Annotated in this window: 14 protein-coding genes and 1 tRNA gene; 11 read left to right on the forward strand and 4 right to left on the reverse strand. The window is 47.0% G+C overall.

The genetic code is table 11. From position 1 onward, the window contains the following. Positions 1 to 120: 120 nt before the first annotated feature. The 4 genes from ABIE50_RS01050 to ABIE50_RS01065 are packed head-to-tail and all read right to left on the reverse strand — an operon-like array spanning position 121 to position 6840. Positions 121 to 3678, reverse strand: coding sequence for an efflux RND transporter permease subunit (locus ABIE50_RS01050; RefSeq protein ID WP_209856789.1), 3558 nt, complete (start codon positions 3676 to 3678; stop codon positions 121 to 123). Between the two features lie 29 nt (positions 3679 to 3707). Continuing rightward, positions 3708 to 4829 (reverse strand): efflux RND transporter periplasmic adaptor subunit, encoded by a 1122-nt coding sequence (locus tag ABIE50_RS01055; RefSeq protein ID WP_209856787.1) that lies wholly within the window; start codon positions 4827 to 4829, stop codon positions 3708 to 3710. Between the two features lie 36 nt (positions 4830 to 4865). Next, the gene (locus tag ABIE50_RS01060) at positions 4866 to 6224 is read right to left on the reverse strand and encodes a TolC family protein (protein WP_209856785.1); all 1359 of its coding nucleotides are present in this window, start codon (positions 6222 to 6224) and stop codon (positions 4866 to 4868) included. 4 nt (positions 6225 to 6228) lie between these two features. Next, positions 6229 to 6840: a TetR/AcrR family transcriptional regulator gene (locus ABIE50_RS01065; RefSeq protein ID WP_209856782.1), complete on the reverse strand. Its 612-nt coding sequence runs from the start codon at positions 6838 to 6840 to the stop codon at positions 6229 to 6231. 165 nt (positions 6841 to 7005) lie between these two features. Here ABIE50_RS01065 and ABIE50_RS01070 point away from each other — a divergent pair, with 165 nt between their 5' ends. The 11 genes from ABIE50_RS01070 to ABIE50_RS01120 all read left to right on the forward strand — a co-directional run bounded on the left by ABIE50_RS01070 (position 7006) and on the right by ABIE50_RS01120 (position 18208). Then, positions 7006 to 7614, forward strand: a complete 609-nt coding sequence (locus ABIE50_RS01070) for a DUF502 domain-containing protein (protein ID WP_209856780.1) — start codon at positions 7006 to 7008, stop codon at positions 7612 to 7614. A gap of 108 nt (positions 7615 to 7722) precedes the next feature. Beyond that, entirely contained in the window at positions 7723 to 8703 is a 981-nt protein-coding gene (locus ABIE50_RS01075; RefSeq protein ID WP_354027833.1) for a zinc dependent phospholipase C family protein, read from the forward strand. 193 nt (positions 8704 to 8896) lie between these two features. Beyond that, positions 8897 to 9967: a 3-phosphoserine/phosphohydroxythreonine transaminase gene (gene serC, locus ABIE50_RS01080; RefSeq protein ID WP_209856777.1), complete on the forward strand. Its 1071-nt coding sequence runs from the start codon at positions 8897 to 8899 to the stop codon at positions 9965 to 9967. Between the two features lie 99 nt (positions 9968 to 10066). Then, a complete protein-coding gene (locus tag ABIE50_RS01085) occupies positions 10067 to 11311 on the forward strand; it encodes a DUF1015 domain-containing protein (RefSeq protein WP_209856774.1) in 1245 nt (414 codons plus the stop codon). 64 nt (positions 11312 to 11375) lie between these two features. Next, positions 11376 to 12215 carry a CPBP family glutamic-type intramembrane protease gene (locus ABIE50_RS01090; protein WP_209856772.1) on the forward strand — a complete coding sequence of 280 codons (840 nt, stop codon included), beginning with the start codon at positions 11376 to 11378 and terminating at the stop codon, positions 12213 to 12215. 95 nt (positions 12216 to 12310) lie between these two features. Then, positions 12311 to 13384 carry a tetratricopeptide repeat protein gene (locus tag ABIE50_RS01095; protein ID WP_185937214.1) on the forward strand — a complete coding sequence of 358 codons (1074 nt, stop codon included), beginning with the start codon at positions 12311 to 12313 and terminating at the stop codon, positions 13382 to 13384. A 94-nt stretch (positions 13385 to 13478) separates the two neighbouring features. Further along, positions 13479 to 15134: a phenylacetic acid degradation protein PaaN gene (paaN, locus tag ABIE50_RS01100; RefSeq protein WP_209856770.1), complete on the forward strand. Its 1656-nt coding sequence runs from the start codon at positions 13479 to 13481 to the stop codon at positions 15132 to 15134. 60 nt (positions 15135 to 15194) lie between these two features. Then, on the forward strand, positions 15195 to 15860 hold the full coding sequence (locus ABIE50_RS01105; RefSeq protein ID WP_209856768.1) for a YceI family protein: 666 nt from the start codon (positions 15195 to 15197) through the stop codon (positions 15858 to 15860). Between the two features lie 82 nt (positions 15861 to 15942). After that, positions 15943 to 16233: a 2TM domain-containing protein gene (locus ABIE50_RS01110; RefSeq protein WP_142685565.1), complete on the forward strand. Its 291-nt coding sequence runs from the start codon at positions 15943 to 15945 to the stop codon at positions 16231 to 16233. A gap of 28 nt (positions 16234 to 16261) precedes the next feature. Beyond that, entirely contained in the window at positions 16262 to 18076 is a 1815-nt protein-coding gene (locus ABIE50_RS01115) for an AMP-dependent synthetase/ligase (RefSeq protein ID WP_209856766.1), read from the forward strand. 60 nt (positions 18077 to 18136) lie between these two features. Further along, positions 18137 to 18208: transfer RNA gene (locus tag ABIE50_RS01120), tRNA-Arg, on the forward strand. Positions 18209 to 18352: the final 144 nt, after the last annotated feature.

Raw genomic sequence — 18352 nt, forward strand, 5'->3', positions numbered from 1 at the left:
TAAAATTTGTTAATGAAAGAAAAAAACTCTTTCCGGGTGTAATATACAAAAAAAATCCGTCCCGAAGAATCGGGACGGAGACTGTTAACCTACAACTGTTACACTGTATTGAAAAAAAGTTTAATTCACGGAAATTCCCTCTACCTTTTTCTTCCCTAATACCGGCTCCTCATCGGCCTCCGGCTGTGGGAAGAAATTATATGGCTTGGGCGATAAATATTTCGGATCATGCAATTTCCTTACCTCCTCCCGTTTCATGAACACAGCCTTGAGGATCAATACCAGGAAAGGCACATATTTCAGCCAGCGGGGCATGTTAAACCTGTCCAGCACATCTATGGAGCGCTTGTTCATAGCGTACATCACCGGCACCAGCACCAGGGTCAGGAAGGTAGCGAAGATCAGCCCGTATACCATTGTCCAGGCCAGCGGCCCCCAGAAGGCCACGTTATCTCCTCCAAAGAAAATATGCGGCTTGAATTCACTGAACAGGGCGGCAAAATCAATATTAAAGCCCACTGCAAGCGGAATAAGCCCCAGGATTGCAGCAATGGCGGTCAGTATTACCGGGGTCATACGGGTACGGCCCGCCTCCACTACCGCTTCATATACCGGCGTATTCTGCTGGATCAGCAGATCCGTAAACTCAACCAGTACAATACCATTACGCACCACAATACCTGCCAGGGCCATAATACCTACCCCCGTCATTACAATGGAAATATCCATTTTAAAGATGGAGAAGCCCAGGAACACGCCTATAATACTGAACAGGATCTCCATAAAGATGATCATCGGACGGCCAATGGAATTGAACTGGGTTACCATAATCATCAGGATCAGCCCAAATGCACCCAGCATCGCCATCACCAGGAAGTTCATGGTTTCCTGCTGGTCTTCCTGCTCACCGGTCATTTTTATTGTCACAGAGTTCGGATGCGTGAAATCCTTCAGCGATGTTTCAATATGCTGCACTACCTCATTGGCATTCGCACCGGTTAAAATGTTGGAATACAGGGTAATTACACGCTTCTGGTCAATACGCCGGATACCTGCATAAGTATTGGAATAATGAATATCCGCTACGGCCGACAACGGTACCTGCCTTATCGCCCCACCCATGTTCATATCCCTGTACACCAGGTTGAGGTTCATCAGGTTATTGATATTATTCCGCTGATCCTCATTCAGTCTTATCATAATCTTATACTCATCCTTTGCATCACGGATCTTGGAGGCTTCAAATCCAAACAGCGCTGTACGGAGTGCCATACCTATCTGACGGGTAGAAATACCTTCTGCATTCGCCCTCTCCCTGTCTATATTCACCACGATCTCCGGTTTGTTGTCTTCGAAATCGCTTTTCAGCTCTTCCACACCGGCGATCTGCAGGGAATCGAGATAACGTTTAAGCCTGAACGACGTACTGGTGAGCTCATCAAAATTGTCGCCTGATATTTCAATGTTAATGGGCTTACCGGTTGGCGGACCACCCTGCTCCTGCTCTACTGTAATATTTGTACCCGGGATACCTTTTACCGCTTCGCGGATCTTATCGAGATATTGTACGGTCGACTGCCCGTTCCTTGCACCGAACTCCACGAAAGCCACCGTCACTTTACCTTTCTGCGGCTGCACGCTGAGGTCCATCTGTGAAGGATCACCCGCGCCCTTGGCCACATTGGAGATAATAGACTCTACAATCGGGTTCTTATCTCCTACCACCTTTGTAATACGCTTTTCCACCAGGTTGGTGATAGAATCGGTATACTTCTGGTCGGTCCCGTTAGGCAATTCTATATAAGTATAAATGAAATTGGGATCTGCCTGGGGGAAGAATACCACCTTGGGATTTCGTATAGCCGTTAACATGATACTGAAGATCAGCAGCCCAAATGTGGCTACTATAATCCATACCGGGCGCCATCCCAGCAGGCACCACTGTAATATGCGTTTATACCGCTCCTGTACCTTTGGCCAGAACCCATGCTGGAAGCGACGTGCCACGCCACCTAACCAGAAACGCTCCAGTACGATCATCAGGTAAAGGAATACTACAAAATTACCTACTCCCATACTGCCGTTGGCATAGCCTATCAGGGCTATAAGCGCAAATACACCGGAAAGGATGCTGAATTTCTTATCAAACTTAGGCTTCGGATGATTCTCTCCTTCATGCCTGTCCATAAAGTCCACCGCAAACACGGGGTTAATGATATAGGCCACCACCAGGGAAGCACCCAGCGTTGTGATCAGGGTAACCGGCAGGTAGAACATGAACTTACCGATCACACCAGGCCAGAACAACAGCGGCACAAACGGCGCCAGTACCGTAAGCGTACCGGAAAATACCGGCAGGAACACTTCCCCCGCGGCTATTTTAGCCGCCTTCACAATGCCCAGGTCCTTTCGCTCATTATAGATACGGTGCACGTTTTCTATCACCACAATGGCATCATCTACCACAATACCCAATGCCAGCAGGAAGGAGAACAACACCATCATGTTTAATGTAAACCCATACACCGGCATCAGCAAAAACGCGATGAACATGGAAATGGGTACAGACAGCGCCACGAAGATCGCGTTCACTGCTCCCATGAAAAACATAAGGATAACGGTTACCAGCAGGAAGCCGATGATAATGGTGTTGATCAGGTCATGCAGCGTTACACGCGTGGATTTCGACTGGTCTGCAGTGATAGTTACATCCAGTCCCTTAGGAAAATAATTTTCCTTCATATCCTTTGTAATGGCCTGGATCTTATCAGATGCATCAATGAGGTTTTTACCACTCTGCTTGATGACGTTCAGCGTAATTACATTTTTACCGCCAAGGCGCGCATAGCTTTCCTGTTCCAGGAAACCATCTACCACGTTGGCAATATCTTTCAGGTATACTGTTGCGCCCGACTGTCCCCGTACAATAATATTTCCTATCCTTGAAGGGTCCTTATACTCTCCTTTTACGCTGAGGGTACGCTTCTGGCCATCCATAGCAACAAGACCACCGGAGATCGTAATATTTTCTCCCTGGATAGCGCCAATGATATCGTCAAAGCTGATCTTGGCAGCGTCCATCTTGTATTTGTCCACGTTGATCTGGATTTCCCGCTCCAGCTCCCCTACCAGGTCTACACGGGTAATTTCATTCAGCGCTTCAATCCGGTCTTTCATATCATCTGCATACCTCTTCAGGGTTTGCAGGTCAAAGTCGCCGGAAAGGTTCACGTTCATGATAGGGATCTGCGACACATCTATCTTCACGATCTGCGGCTCCTGGGTAAGATTCTGCGGAAGATCTTTCTTTGCATCGTCCACTTTTTCCCTCACCTGCTGACGCGCGGCTTCAATGTCTTCATTGGCATTGAACTCAATGGTGATGGCAGAGAAATCCTGCATGGAAGTACTCTTGATCTTCTTCACACCGGAGATGCCGTTCAGTTGTTTTTCTATCGGTTTGGTGACCGTTGTTTCCATATCTTCCGGGGAAGTACCGGCATTGATAGTGTTGATATAGAACTGCGGGAACACTACTTCCGGAAACTGCTCCTTGGGCAGGTTGATATAAGAAAGTATACCTGCAAATGCAATGATAATGGTAGCCACGTATACGCTCACCTTATTATCAATGGACCAGCTGGTAGGCTTAAATTCTTTATGGAGATTATCTTGCATACGCTTGGTTTTGGCTGTGTGAATCAGCTTTATAATTTAATCAGGTCGTTATCATTCAACCCCTGAAAACCGGTAGTGATTACTTTATCACCTGATGCCAGGCCACTCCTGACTTCAGCCTTATCGTTGTATGTACGGCCCAGATCTATTGTTTTGCGCTGTGCCACCATTTTACCGTTGGCGTTTTGCGCTACCATTACATAAGGTTTTCCTGAAGTATACTGGATCACGCTTACAGGGATCACTACTGCATTTTTGGCGGTATAGTCTACGATCCTGATACGTGCAATCATATTGGGACGCAGGCCTGCATCCGGTTTCAGCGGCACTTCAATTTTGATGGTACGGCTCAGCGGATCAATGGTCCTGGAAGCAAAACCAATAGTGCTGCGTATTTCACGGTTAATATCCGGGAAAGACAGGATCACTTCATCGCCTGATTTCAGCAAGCCGGCATAAGCTTCTGCAACATTGGCGGTTACCTTCAGGTTGTTGGCGTTTACCACGCGGAAGGCTGGTGCACCGGGGGCGGCATTATCTCCCACTTTGGCGATCACCGCATCTACAGTACCGCTGATCGGGGCAATAATGCGGGTTTGCGCCTGTTGGTCCTGCAGGGTAGCCATCTTCTTTTCCAGGCTTTCTTTCTGGTTCTTTGCATTCAGGTATTGTACTTCAGAACCAATTTTCTGTGACCACAGGTTCTTCTGCTTTTCAAACAGCGTGTTGGCCAGTTCAAGCTGGGTACGCAGTTCAGCCATGTTGGCCCTCAGTACCTGGTCGTCTACCTGGGCCAGGGTCTGACCCTGCCTTACGGCCTGCCCTTCTCTTACCAGGATACTGGTGATGACGCCGGGCACACGGGCGGAAACGTTTACGTTTTCGCGGGCGTCTACACTTCCCTGCACATCTATATAATGTTGAAATATGGTATCGGTAATTGCTGTTACCGTAACATCTTTCATTTTCTGCAGCGTATCTTTTACTCCTACTTCTTTTTCCAGTGCTGCTATCTTCTTATCGATCTCCTCATTATATTTTACTTTCTCCTGTTTGAGCTTTTCCAGCTGTTCGGATTTATTTCCTCCACCACCGCAGGCAGCGAACACCAGTGTGATTGCAGGGATCAGGAAAGCATATTTTTTGGTCATATAGTTAGTAGTGAATGGTGATAGAAATAATGAAGCTTATAATTTGCCGTATGATTTCAGCAGGTCTACTTTTGCTACAATAGCGTTAAACAATGCAGTGAAATAATTATTCTGTGCAGTGAGCAGGTCGTTTTCCGCTGTAGTCATTTCCAGGCTGGAACCTACGCCCTCCCTGTATTTGATCTGGGTGGTATGATATACGTCCTGCGCCAGTTCCATATTTTTCTCCTGCGCCTCCAGTGTAAGCACGTTATTCTTAAACGTGGAATACGACTGTTCTCTTTCCAGGTCGATGCCCAGCTTTGCATCTTCAATGGCTACTTCACTTTTCTTTACTGCCAGCCATGCCTGGTCTACCTGCCGCTTGCGCTGCATCCCCGTGAAGATGGGAACAGAGAGGTTCAACCCTGTGTTTACATAACCGTACCACATCTGGTTCTGGAAGTAATCAAATTTATCACTTCCCCTGAGCGCGCCGGTAGAACCGAACAATTGCAGGGAAGGCAAACCTTTCAGCTTATATCTTTTCAGATCATATTCATTCGCTTTCTTCTGTGATTGCAGCAACTGGTATTCGATACGTTGTGAATAATCGAATTTGTCCATATCCAGTACATCTGCCACGATCTTCTCTGTAGAGAGTGTATCCGTTAACGTTATCTGCTGTTTCAATGGCATGCCCATCTGGTATTTGAGCGAAGCAGTGCCAAGTTCAACCAGGTTGCGGAGTTTTGTTTGCTCTGTTTGCAGGTTGGTGTATTGCACCACCAGGCGATCTACATCCAGTTTTTCAACAAGACCGTTTTTATAGATCTCTTTGGTTTCATTGAGGATCTTTTCCAGGGAGGTGATGTTTTCACTGAGGATCTGGAGCGCTTTGTTGGCAGACAGTACATTGTAATAGGCTTTGTACACGCTGGATTTCACATCTATTTCCGCTTTCTGCACCTGTTGGGATACCAGGTCTTCCAGGGTTTTGCGCGCCTGCAATGCTACCAGCACACTTGGGTCGAAGATCACCTGTGTAAGTCTTACTTCGCCAAGGAGGTTATGCGGCAGCTGGAAGGAAACAACAGTAAAGGAATCTTTGGGCAGACCAAAGTTCCTCATGTTAAACATCTGTTTCTGGGTAATCGGGTTGTACTGGTAAGAACCGGTACCGGCAATGTTGGGTAGTGCCAGGCCGCTAACCTCCTTGTTTTTCGCCAGCTGGATGAGTTCGTCCAGTTTAGCGGTTTTAACTGTGCTCTGATTGGCCAGGGCAAAGTCGACCGCTTCTTTGGCAGACAAACGGATGGGTTCAGGCGAAACCTGCTGCTGGGCGCCGGCAGTAATGGCCAGGTTCAGCAACCACACCATAAAAGCCATACTGGTGAGCCTTTTGATTGATAGCATAGTGTTATTTATTTTGCGATAGTTGTTTATATTCTTCAATAAGCCGGTATCCTTTTACAGATGCCACGCCATATAAAAAATTCTCCAGCAACACTTTCTGCACTTTGTTCATATCATTGGCGGCGGGGAACACTTCCGGCTGGAAACAGATCATACATCCGTGAATGCGGTACTGTGTCAGTATTTTAATGTCGATATCGGGCCGGTATACTCCTTCGCTGATACCTCTTTCCATGTTTTCCCGGATCATGGTGGCCAGGGTATTATTCTGGTAATCGAGGAACAGCTGGTAGGCTTTGGAATGGAATTTCTGCAGATCCAGGACAATGACCGGGTTCATATTGCGCAGGCGGCGGTCCAGCATATCCATTACCAGGAATAATTCTTCAATGGCGTCTTTCGATTTTTTCCGGTCTTCCATACAGTCTTTCGTAACGATATTTATGAACCGGCCAATGGTCTGACAAACCATATCGTCCTTGTCAGTGAAGTGAGCATAAAGTGTTTTCTTCGAGATACCCATCCTCTCAGCAATGTCATCCATTGTAATGGAGCGGGTACCAAACTGACGGAAAAGGCTGAAAGCCGTGTCCATAATGCGTTCCTGTACTTCCATAAATTGCGGCGTTAACCCTGTAGTAATGCAGAACAAAACTATGGAAACTTTCCAAACTTCCAAAGTTTCCAGTACTATTTTTTTAAATGTGGCAACATTCAATTAACTGGCCCTTACTTCCTCCTTTAAGGTTTATTGTCTAATTTGCAGCCCTAATCACAAACCATGTCGCCAAAGCTTAGATTAAAAGTATTTGCATCAAGATTGCTGCGTTACTTCTTTCAGGGACTGCTCATACTGGCGCCCATTGGTATTACTGCGCTTACCTTGTACTGGGCGTTTATTACTATAGATAATATTATTCCGAAGGAACTGATCCCCGAAGATGCCTCGTTTAATTTCCTCAAGTATAAGGGGGTGGGATTTGCCCTGGTGCTGCTGCTGATCATCGTGGTAGGTTACCTGAGCTCCTCCTTTATCATAGGGCGGATCTTTGATTTATTTGATCATCTCCTGGAACGTACACCCTTTATTAAATATATTTATACCTCTATCAAAGATGTATTTGATGCGTTTGTAGGGGAGAAGAAAAAATTTGATCACCCTGTGCTGGTACAGATTTACGGGGTAGATGTTTGGGAGATGGGATTCATTACGCAAACCGATGTGAGCAACCTGGGCCTGGAGGGATACATGGCCGTATATGTGCCGCATGCCTATGCCATTACCGGTAAGGTGTTTATGGTGCCGAAGGAAAAGGTTAAACCGCTCACCAACGTTTCCGCCGGCGAGGCTATGAAATTTGCCGTAAGCGGTGGGGTTACCCATATATGACCTGACAAAAACATTTGCTGCAACAATGTTGATATTTTTTTATCCCTGGAGATAAAATATCAGCACTCTTTTTTTCGCTATATTCGTCTTCCCAAAAAATATAGCGACATGTTAACCCACACCAGCCTGCGGATTCCCGCGTTCATTACCATTTTCTTATTTTGCAATGTAACCGTTTATGCATGGGGCTTTTTTGCGCACCAGCGGATCAACCGGCTGGCAGTGTTTTGCCTGCCGCCTGAAATGATGATCTTCTATAAGCCGCACCTGGAGTACATCACAGCACATGCCACGGATCCGGACAAGCGCCGTTATGCCGTAGCTGAAGAAGGCGCCCGGCATTATATCGACATTGATCTGTTCGACAGGCCGCCCTACGCGCAGATCCCCCGCAACTGGGCGGATGCGGTAGCAAAATACGGTGCCGACTCGCTCAACAGGAATGGCATTTTACCCTGGCATCTTGAAAAGATGCTGGCCATGCTCACTGCCGCTTTCCGGGAAAAAGACGCCCGCCGCATCCTGCGGCTTTCTGCTGAAATGGGTCATTATATAGCGGATGCACATGTGCCTTTACATGTTTGCTCCAACCACAATGGCCAGTTTACCGGCCAGCAGGGAATCCATGGCCTGTGGGAATCCCGCATCCCTGAATTGCTGGCCGACCAGACCTTCGATTACTGGGCAGGAAAAGCAGTTTATATCTCCGAGCCCCGAAAGTATATCTGGAATATTATCAGGGTAAGCGGAATGGCCGCAGATACAGTGCTGGCCTGCGAAAAACGGTTAAGTGAACAGTTCCCTCCGGGAAGACGTTACGGATATGAAAACCGGAACGGGGTATTAATTCGTACTTACGCAGAAGACTATACGAAAGCATACGCGCTTTCCATGGGCGACATGGTAGAACGAAGGATGAAAAATGCGATAGCGGCTGTGGCAGCCGCCTGGTATACCGCCTGGGTAAATGCAGGGCAGCCCTCGTTGCAGGAACTGGCCCATACAGCCCTTACCCCGGAGGATCTGCCGGAGATGGAACAGCTGCAGCGTGAATGGCTGCAAGGTAAGCTGAAGGTGAGAGAGGAGTAGCCCGGTTAAAATATTTGTGGTATTACTTAATAATTAGAAAAGAAATTTTATCTTTGCCCATACCATCTTTTAGCCTGTCCTACACCACGCGCCTTACTGGTTTTAAAACACCCGTGCCGTTTTTTTTCCGTTTCCTTAGAAAAACCAAAACAAAGTGGAAAGATCAAAAAATGAATTTAATCTGAATCGCAACATGAAGGTGCATAATTTTAACGCAGGTCCTTCTGTATTACCCAACGAGGTATTGTACAAGGCCAGTAAAGCTCTGATCGACTTTGAGGGGTCGGGGATGTCTATACTGGAAATTGGCCACAGAACACAACCGTTTGTAGCGGTAATGGACGAGGCGCGTAACCTGGTGAGGGAACTGATGCAGCTTGATGACGACTTTGAAGTACTCTTTTTACATGGCGGCGCCACCACGCAGTTTATGCAGGTGCCGATGAACCTGCTGGAAAGCAGTGATTCCGCCGCTTATGTGGATACCGGAGTATGGTCTAACAAGGCCATCAAAGAAGCAAAATTGTTTGGCTTCGCCGACGTTGTGGCGAGCTCCAAAGAAAGCAACTACAATCACATTCCCAAACAGTTTACCATCCCGCCACAGGCAAGCTATCTGCACATTACCACCAACAATACCATTTATGGTACGCAGTGGCAAATGACGCCTGTTACCGACGTTCCCCTGGTAGCAGACATGAGCAGTGATATCATGAGCCGCAGCATGGACTTTAACAAGTACTCGCTGATTTATGCCGGTGTACAGAAAAATATGGGCGCCGCCGGCGCTACCATGGTAGCTGTACGGAAAAGCATACTGGGCAAGGTAACACGCAAAATACCGGCTATACTGGATTACAGGAACCATATCGAAAACGGTTCCATGCTGAATACCCCTCCCGTTTTTGCCGTATACATCTCTATGCTAACCCTCCGGTGGCTTAAAGAACAGGGCGGCATTCCTGCCATTGAAAAGATCAATGAGAAAAAAGCCGCATTACTCTACGACGAAATTGATCACAACCCGCTGTTCCGCGGCACCGTTGTGAAAGAAGACCGTAGTAAAATGAATGCCTGCTTCATCATGGATAAACCGGAAATGGAGGAAGAGTTCCTGAAATTCTGTAAAAAAGAAGACATTGTTGGTATCAAAGGACACCGTCTCTCCGGTGGGTTCCGCGTATCTATGTATAACGCATTGCCATACGAAAGCGTAGAAGTAATGGTGGAAGCCATGAAATACTTCTCCCTGAAAAAGGCATAAAAAATATCCTGAATTAAATACGGAGTTGCAGACATACCCCCCGTCTGCAACTCCGTATTTTTTTTATTATTACATTTACCACTCACACATATCTACATCATGGCTATTATAAAACCGTTTAATGGATTAAGGCCAGCAGCAGATCTGGCAGCAAAAGTAGCTGCAAGGCCCTACGACGTACTCAGCTCGGAAGAAGCCAAAGCAGCGGCATCCGGTAACCCTTATTCATATTATCATGTTTCAAAATCTGAAATAGATCTGCCGGAAGGGACAGATACCCACAGCCAGCCTGTATATGACAAAGCCGCGGAAAACCTGCACCGGATGGTACAGGAGGGCACCCTTTTCCTGGAACCACAGGCCGCCTATTATATCTATAAGCTGGTGATGAACGGCCGCTCACAAACCGGCCTGGTATGCGTTTCCTCTTTATCAGACTATGATAACGGCATCATTAAAAAACATGAATTTACCCGGCCCGATAAAGAACTGGACCGTATCAATCATATCAAAACCACCAAAGCACAAACCGGCAACGTATTCCTTGCCTATAACGATGTGCCGGAAATAAACGCACTGGTAGATCACTGGCAGGAACATAACCAACCAGTATACGACTTCACTGCTGATGATGATATCCAGCACACTATTTGGGTGATCAATACCCCCGCAGCCATCCAGGAGATCACTACCCTTTTTGCCGAAAAAGTGCCATGTACCTACATAGCAGACGGCCATCACCGCGCCGCTTCCGCCAGCCTGGTACGGGCCGGATTTGAAAAAGAAGGAAAGATCACTTCAGTCGATAACCCCGTAAATTATTTTCTCACTACCATTTTCCCGGCCAGCCAGCTGGCCATCCTGGATTATAACCGTGTAGTGAAAGATCTCAACGGCCTCAGTAAGGAAGCCCTGCTTTCCCAACTGGACTACGACTTCACCGTGGAAGAGATCGGGCACCTGCCGCAACAACCTTCCATGCTGCATGAATTCAGCATGTACCTGGACGGCAAATGGTACCGCCTGGTGGCAAAAGAAGGCACCTACACCACCGATCCGATCGGCATCCTTGATGTAACCATCCTCTCCAATAATGTATTGGACAAACTGCTCGGCATCAAAGACCAGCGTACCGATAAACGTATCGATTTTGTAGGCGGCATCCGCGGCCTGGAAGAACTGGTGAAACGGGTAGACAGCGGGGAAATGAAAGTGGCATTTGCCCTTTACCCGGTTACCATCCAGCAGCTGTTTGACATTGCCGACAGCGGAAATGTGATGCCACCGAAAAGCACCTGGTTTGAACCCAAGCTGCGGGACGGACTGATTACACATATTATTTAAGCACCCCTGGTTCCCACATGGGTGGGAACCAACCCCTTATCCCATCATCTGAACCCTTACACCTATGCCTACGCACCCAAATCCTGATTTGCTCCAGGATATCCAGGAAGTGGATATCCCCACTTATCCTTCTATGAAACAAGCATGGTTAGTAGCACTCGTACTGTTCCTGTTAAGTAATGCTATCCATTTCTCTTTTTACTACCTCAGTGGCTATATCCCTTTTGAGTTGATTTATACTACATACCTGCTGGATGTAACGCTTCCGCTTTTGCTGATAACCAGTTACCTTGTGGTTCATCGTCAAAAAGCACATGGCCCCGGAATGGGCCTGTCGCTATATATTCCCAGGGGCAATAACCTCTGGATGTTGCTGGTTATTGTGCCAGCGCTATATTTCCAGCTGATCTTTCTACGATTCTTTATAGGAGAACTTTCTTTCACCTGGGATGGCCGCTGGCATATGATACATAAAAAAATAATGTACTGCCTGGTATTTGTTCTGCTGATCCCGGCCATGCAGGAATTTGTTTTCCGTGGCGTTATATTAAACGGCTTATTAAAAAGGTACCCGCCAACTACCTCTGTTGTCACAGCTTCACTCATAGCTGTAACGCCTTATATTTATCCCACCAGTATGCTGCTTTACCTACCTGTTACTGCTTTCCTGTCATGGCTCTACTACCGGTCGCGCAGCCTGGTATTTACCTTTCTATCCAATGCTTTGCTTGGTATTATTCCATTTGCCCTCAATTTTAGGAGGACAGAAAACACCATCAGTGCGCGGGCTATAGCCGAAGGTACTGATGCTACTACATGGCTGGCCGTAGCCGTACTTGTTTTCTGGGTTGGTATTATATTTTTTAATAAAGACATCCTGGACTCGAATGATAATTTAAAATAATATAGAGAAGATATTCCTTCTGTCTTCCTGCCCACAGATTGATGGGTGGCACATTACCCCATTTTCCTTACTTTTACAGCAAACGACAGACAGGGATGAACATACGGTCTTCTTTATTGAAAGCACTTTTTGTTGCGGGAGTTTTATTTTCACAGGTTGCAGTTGCACAGGATGCCAAAGAGTTGTATAACACAGCTACCGGCTTTATTCGTAGCGGGGATTATTCCAATGCCATACTGGTGCTGAACCAGGCATTGCAGCTTGAACCGGACAATTTTGAACTGAAAAAACAACTGGGTTTTACTTACTACCTGAAAGGCGACCTGGTAAAAGCAAAGACCGTGATTGAACCGTTGCTCAGCAGCAGGGAGGCAGATGTACAGGTGTTCCAGATAGCGGGGAACATCTACGTGGGAAGAGAAGAATGGAAAACCGCACAGCGTATGTATGAGCGGGCTATCAAAAAATTTCCCAACAGCGGGGAGTTATACAATGATAACGGTACACTGCTGATGAATTTCAAAATGTACGACGGGGCGCTTCGCAGCTGGATCAAAGGCATTGAACAGGATCCAGGGTTTCCCGGAAATTACTACAATGCCACCAAAACATACGACTTCAGCAATAACCCCCTGTGGTGCATCCTGTATGGAGAAACCTTCATGAATATGGAAAGTTTCACCACACGCACCGCGGAAATCAGGAATATAGTACTGGAATCTTATAAAAAATTATTCAATGATCCTTCCCTGTTTGAAAGCGCGTTACCGGAAGACAAGAAAGGCAGAAAGGGCGGCAACGAATTTGTAGAGGCATATAAAGCTTGTATGGGTAAACAGATCAGTGTGGTAACCGGGGGAATAGACCCTGATGCACTGATCATGGTACGTACCCGTTTCCTGCTGGACTGGTATAACTTTTACGGTATGAAATATCCATACGCCCTTTTCGATTACCAGCGCCGGTTGTTACGGGAAGGAATGTTTGAATCGTATAACCAGTGGCTGTTTGGCCCCAGTGCCAACCAGGCCAGCTACAAGGCGTGGGTGGGATTACACAAAACTGATTATGATGCTTTCCTGAAATTTCAGCGCAGCAATCCGTTAAAGCCGAAACCTGATGAATATTACAACGATGGAAGGTTTACGCTGATCAATTCCGGGTATTAGTATTTAGATATTTTTTGATTTACCGGTTTGGCCAATTAGTTGCTGTAGCAACTGAATGACTAAATCCGTAAATTGTAAATCTCAAAATCTGAATATGCTCGTTAACAAACACCAAAACATTATCGACAATGCTGTAAAGGCGAACCACGAACGAACTTTCTATTCGCAATACCCGGAGCACCCCAAAGCTTACGGTGAAGAGGCTCATGCAAAAGGCGTACAGAGCTATCAGCAATTGCTGGGAAAGCCTTTCAAACAGTTACTGCAAACCGGCGAAACCAGCTGGAGCGGAGAGGAAATGTCGCCTTATACCCTTGAGGTGCTGGGCGTTACCTACCCTGTTTTTCCCGTGGGCGACCTGTTAAAGAAAGCCACAGAAGCCGGCAAAGGCTGGGCAAAAGTACCCGTGGCAGAAAGAGCCGGTATTCTCACAGAAACGCTGGAAAGAATAAAGGACTACTTCTTTGATATTGCCAACGCCACTATGCATACCACCGGCCAGAGCTTTATGATGAGCTTCCAGGCCTCCGGTCCGCATGCCAGCGAACGTGCCCTGGAAGCCATTGCCACCGGTTATCATGAACTGCAGCGGTACCCGCCCTCCGTAACCTGGGAAAAGCCGATGGGCAAAACCAGCATTAAACTTTATAAAACATTCAAACCTATACCCAAAGGCCCCGGCGTAGTGATTGGCTGCTCTACTTTCCCGGTGTGGAATACACTTCCCGGCGTATATGCCGACCTGATCACCGGCAACCCGGTGATTGTGAAGCCACATCCGAAAGCTGTGCTGCCTATTGCCATTGCACTGAGCGCCATTCAGCAATCGCTTCGTGACAACGGCTACGATCCCCATCTGTGCCAGTTGGCAGCCGACAGCACCGACCACCTGATCGCAAAAGAATTGTGCGGGCATCCGGACGTGAAACTGATCGATTATACAGGCGGCAGCGCCTTTGGCAACTACGTGGAATCATTACCGGGCAAAACAGTATTTACGGAAAAAGCAGGCGTTAACTCAGTGATCCTCGACAGTGTTACCGACCTTGACGCAGTTATTCAGAACCTTGCATTTTCTGTGAGCTTATATTCCGGGCAGATGTGTACTGCGCCGCAGAACTTTTTTATCCCCGAACAAGGCATCAAAACTGCCAATGGGCAGGTACCCTTCAATGAGGTAGTGCAAAAATTCAAGGAAGCAGTAGTAGGCCTGGTAAACCATCCGAAAATGGGAGCCGGCACACTTGGAGCCATACAAAACGACAGCACCCTGGCCCGTGCAAAAGAAGCGCGCCACCTCGGCGGTAAAGTGATCCTGGAAGGTACCCCGGTAGTGAATGAAGAGTTCTCCAACGCCAGGGTATGCGCCCCCACTATTGTGGAGGTGACCAGCGCCGATACTTCCATCTATGAAAAAGAACTTTTCGGCCCGGTGATCCTCATCATTAAAACCAGGGACACCGCACACAGTATACAGCTGGCCAAACAAATGGCCCAGAAATACGGTGCCATCACCTGTGGGGCATATACCACAGATCCATCTGCCAAAGAAAAAATAACGGAAGAGATGAACAGCGTTTTTACTCCCGTATCTTTTAATCTTACCGGGTTCATCTGGGTAAACCAGCACGCTGCTTTTTCTGACTTTCATGTTACCGGTGGTAACCCTGCAGGTAATGCCAGTTTTACCAACCAGGAATTTATTGTGAAGCGGTTTGTGTGGGTAGGCAACCGGGAACTGGCGGAATAAGGAATATATCAACAAGCGCCCTTCCTAACCGGGCGCTTGTTTTAAAGTATATAAGTATTTATGAAAAGATGTTTATGTATAATGCTCATAATGGCCTGTGGCATCATTGCATGTGAACAGGCGCCTAAAGCCGATAAAGCCAGGATCACCGATGCACAAACGGTGCAGGCGGGTACCGGCAACGCGTATCTTCCGGATACCGCTGCCAGCATTGTGAAATGGATAGGCACCAAACCCACCGGTAAACATCATGGCTCCCTGAAACTGGCCGGCGGCGCATTATACGTAAAAGACAGCCTCATTACCGGCGGTCAGTTTATCATCAATATGCATTCACTCCAGGATATTGACCTGGCAGCTGATTCCGCAATGAAGCGCAAACTGGAAACTGAGCTGAAGGGAGAAATGTTTTTTGATGTAAAAAAATATCCTGCCGCTACCTTCGAGATCACGGAAGTAACTCCTTTTCATCCGTCAGACGGCGATGAGCTTACACTCAGGAATGCCACCCATATTATCAAAGGGAACCTTACCCTTAAATCCGTTACCAAAAACATCTCCTTCCCTGCCAGGGTAACCTTCAAAGACAATAGTATTGCGGCAATCGCCAACTTCAATATAGACCGTACCCAGTGGGGTATCAGCTATCGCGCAGATAAATCCTTACAGGATAAACTCATCAATTCACAGGTAAACATCTCCTTCGATATCAGGGCTAACCGCTAAGCCTGTTTTTTCCGTTTTTTTCTGCATTAAGCCAATAAAATGCTTAAATTTAGTACAACACCGGTACCTAAAACTTACTTCCATGGAAACAACTCAAGAAAGAGATAACCGACTTTGGCGCATCGCAAAAGCCAGGGCTGGATTTAAGTCCCACCTGATCATTTATCTCGTGGTTAACCTGGGACTATGGGCAGTATGGTTTCTGACAGACAGTGATAAAACACATGGTACTCCCTGGCCCATATGGCCTGCGCTTGGATGGGGCATTGCACTGGCTTTCCAATATTTTAATGCCTATCACAAAGATTCCTTCGGGAATGCCCTGGAAGAATATGAAAAACTGAAAGAACAAAAACAGCACACACGTATCTGATATTTAGCCAAAACAAAATTACAGCAGCATGGACCAACCGCAACGACTATTTGATGTGATTTCCTACCAGTTAGCCAATTATCCCAAAGAAGATATGCTGGCGGGCAAAGAAAACGGGCAATGGCAAAAGTACAGTACAAAGGAAGTAGCCGACCTTACTCTCAGATTCAGTTCCGGCCTGCTCAAACTGGGCATCAGGCCGGGCATTAAAAAGAACGAGGAAAAGGATAAAATAGCCATCATTTCACCCAACAGGCCGGAATGGATCATTACCGACCTGGCATGCCAGCAACTGGGCGCCGTGCTTACCCCCATTTACCCGACCATCAGTGAAACTGAACTGGCTTATGTATTGAATGATGCGGAAGCGCGCATCCTTTTTGTAAGCGATAAAGACCTGCTCGCTAAGGTTATCTCCATGAGGGACAAATTCCCCACCATCCGCGAAATATTCACCTTTAATAAAACAGAAGGCGCGCGCCACTGGTCGGAAATCCCCGAAATGGCCGATACTGCCGATTTTGAACAGATTAACGAGATAAAGAAAAATATTTCCCCGGAAGAACTGGTCACCATTATTTATACCTCAGGTACTACCGGCACGCCCAAAGGCGTAATGCTCAGTCACCATAACATTATGAGCAATGTACTGGCCTGTCAGCCCTATCTGCCCGTTAATAAAGAGGCCAAAGCCCTCAGCTTTCTTCCATTGAACCACATATTTGAAAGGATGGTCACCTACCTGTATCTCTGCTCCGGCGTACCGGTTTACTACGCGGAGAATATGGAAACCATCGGCGACAACCTGAAAGAAGTAAAGCCCACCATCTTTACCACCGTGCCCCGGCTGCTGGAAAAGGTATATGAAAAGATCATGACTACCGGCCTGGAGCTTAAAGGCATTAAAAGGGCCCTGTTCTTTTGGGCGGTAGACATTGGTAAACGGTATGAAATCAATAAGGATCAGGGGGCCTGGTATAACCTTCAGCTCAAACTGGCCAATAAACTGGTTTTCAGTAAATGGCGGGCCGCCCTGGGTGGCAATATCCAGGCCGTTGTAAACGGCGCCGCCGCCTGCCAGGTGCGCCTGCTAAAGATCTTTACCGCCGGCGGTATACCTATTATGGAAGGTTACGGCCTCACTGAAACATCGCCCGTGATCAGCGTAAACCGCATCAATGTGGAAGACCGCATGTTTGGCACCGTAGGGCCTATTATCAGCGGCGTAGAGGTTAAGCTTGCAGAAGACGGGGAAATTCTCTGTAAAGGCCCCAATGTAACCATAGGCTACTACAAACGTCCCGATCTTACAGCAGATGCCATTAAAGACGGCTGGTTCCACACCGGCGATATAGGGGTTATAATCGACAATAAATTCCTGAAAATAACCGACCGGAAAAAGGAACTGTTTAAAACCTCCGGCGGCAAATTTGTGGCACCACAGCCTATCGAAAACAAATTCAAGGAATCGCCCTACATTGAACAGATCATGATTGTTGGGGAAGACCGTAAATTCACAGCAGCACTCATCGTTCCTGCCTTCAGCAACCTCCGCAACTGGGCGCAAAAGCGGGGTATTACCGCCACCTCCAATGAGGAGCTGATAAAAAACCCGGATGTACAGGACCTCTATAAACAGGCGGTAGATAAATACAACCAGTTTTTCAGCCATATTGAACAGGTGAAAAAATACCTGCTCCTCCCCCATGAATGGACGGTAGACGGGGGCGAGCTTACCCCTACCCTGAAGACAAAGCGGAAGGTGATCCTGGAGAAATTCAAAAAGGAGATCGACAGCATCTATGCCCCGGCCGGTGGAAAAGTAGATATAGAAAGTCTTTAAATATTAATTTAAAACCCTTACTTTTGCCACCCGATCCCAGGATTTGGGTTAAAAAGTGATGGCCTCATAGTTCAATGGATAGAATAGAAGTTTCCTAAACTTTAGATACAGGTTCGATCCCTGTTGAGGCTACAAAAACGTTTATTCGCCCAATTTCAGTCTTACTGAAGTTGGGCGTTTTTCATTACTGGACGTGTGTTTCAGTGGCAAGAACGGCAAAGAGAAATTAACTAATTGTTTGTATAAATAACCTTCAGGGCTTTGCTGATGCGATAG

The organism is Chitinophaga sp. OAE865, assembly GCF_040546735.1.
GTDB lineage: Bacteria > Bacteroidota > Bacteroidia > Chitinophagales > Chitinophagaceae > Chitinophaga > Chitinophaga polysaccharea_A.

Excerpts from the sequence above, each read along its gene's own strand:
- ABIE50_RS01050 (WP_209856789.1), bottom strand. The coding sequence starts at position 3,678 with ATGCAAGATAATCTCCATAAAGAATTTAAGCCTACCAGCTGGTCCATT.
- ABIE50_RS01055 (WP_209856787.1), bottom strand. The coding sequence starts at position 4,829 with ATGACCAAAAAATATGCTTTCCTGATCCCTGCAATCACACTGGTGTTC.
- ABIE50_RS01060 (WP_209856785.1), bottom strand. The coding sequence starts at position 6,224 with ATGCTATCAATCAAAAGGCTCACCAGTATGGCTTTTATGGTGTGGTTG.
- ABIE50_RS01065 (WP_209856782.1), bottom strand. The coding sequence starts at position 6,840 with ATGGAAGTACAGGAACGCATTATGGACACGGCTTTCAGCCTTTTCCGT.
- ABIE50_RS01070 (WP_209856780.1), top strand. The coding sequence starts at position 7,006 with ATGTCGCCAAAGCTTAGATTAAAAGTATTTGCATCAAGATTGCTGCGT.
- ABIE50_RS01075 (WP_354027833.1), top strand. The coding sequence starts at position 7,723 with ATGTTAACCCACACCAGCCTGCGGATTCCCGCGTTCATTACCATTTTC.
- serC (WP_209856777.1), top strand. The coding sequence starts at position 8,897 with ATGAAGGTGCATAATTTTAACGCAGGTCCTTCTGTATTACCCAACGAG.
- ABIE50_RS01085 (WP_209856774.1), top strand. The coding sequence starts at position 10,067 with ATGGCTATTATAAAACCGTTTAATGGATTAAGGCCAGCAGCAGATCTG.
- ABIE50_RS01090 (WP_209856772.1), top strand. The coding sequence starts at position 11,376 with ATGCCTACGCACCCAAATCCTGATTTGCTCCAGGATATCCAGGAAGTG.
- ABIE50_RS01095 (WP_185937214.1), top strand. The coding sequence starts at position 12,311 with ATGAACATACGGTCTTCTTTATTGAAAGCACTTTTTGTTGCGGGAGTT.
- paaN (WP_209856770.1), top strand. The coding sequence starts at position 13,479 with ATGCTCGTTAACAAACACCAAAACATTATCGACAATGCTGTAAAGGCG.
- ABIE50_RS01105 (WP_209856768.1), top strand. The coding sequence starts at position 15,195 with ATGAAAAGATGTTTATGTATAATGCTCATAATGGCCTGTGGCATCATT.
- ABIE50_RS01110 (WP_142685565.1), top strand. The coding sequence starts at position 15,943 with ATGGAAACAACTCAAGAAAGAGATAACCGACTTTGGCGCATCGCAAAA.
- ABIE50_RS01115 (WP_209856766.1), top strand. The coding sequence starts at position 16,262 with ATGGACCAACCGCAACGACTATTTGATGTGATTTCCTACCAGTTAGCC.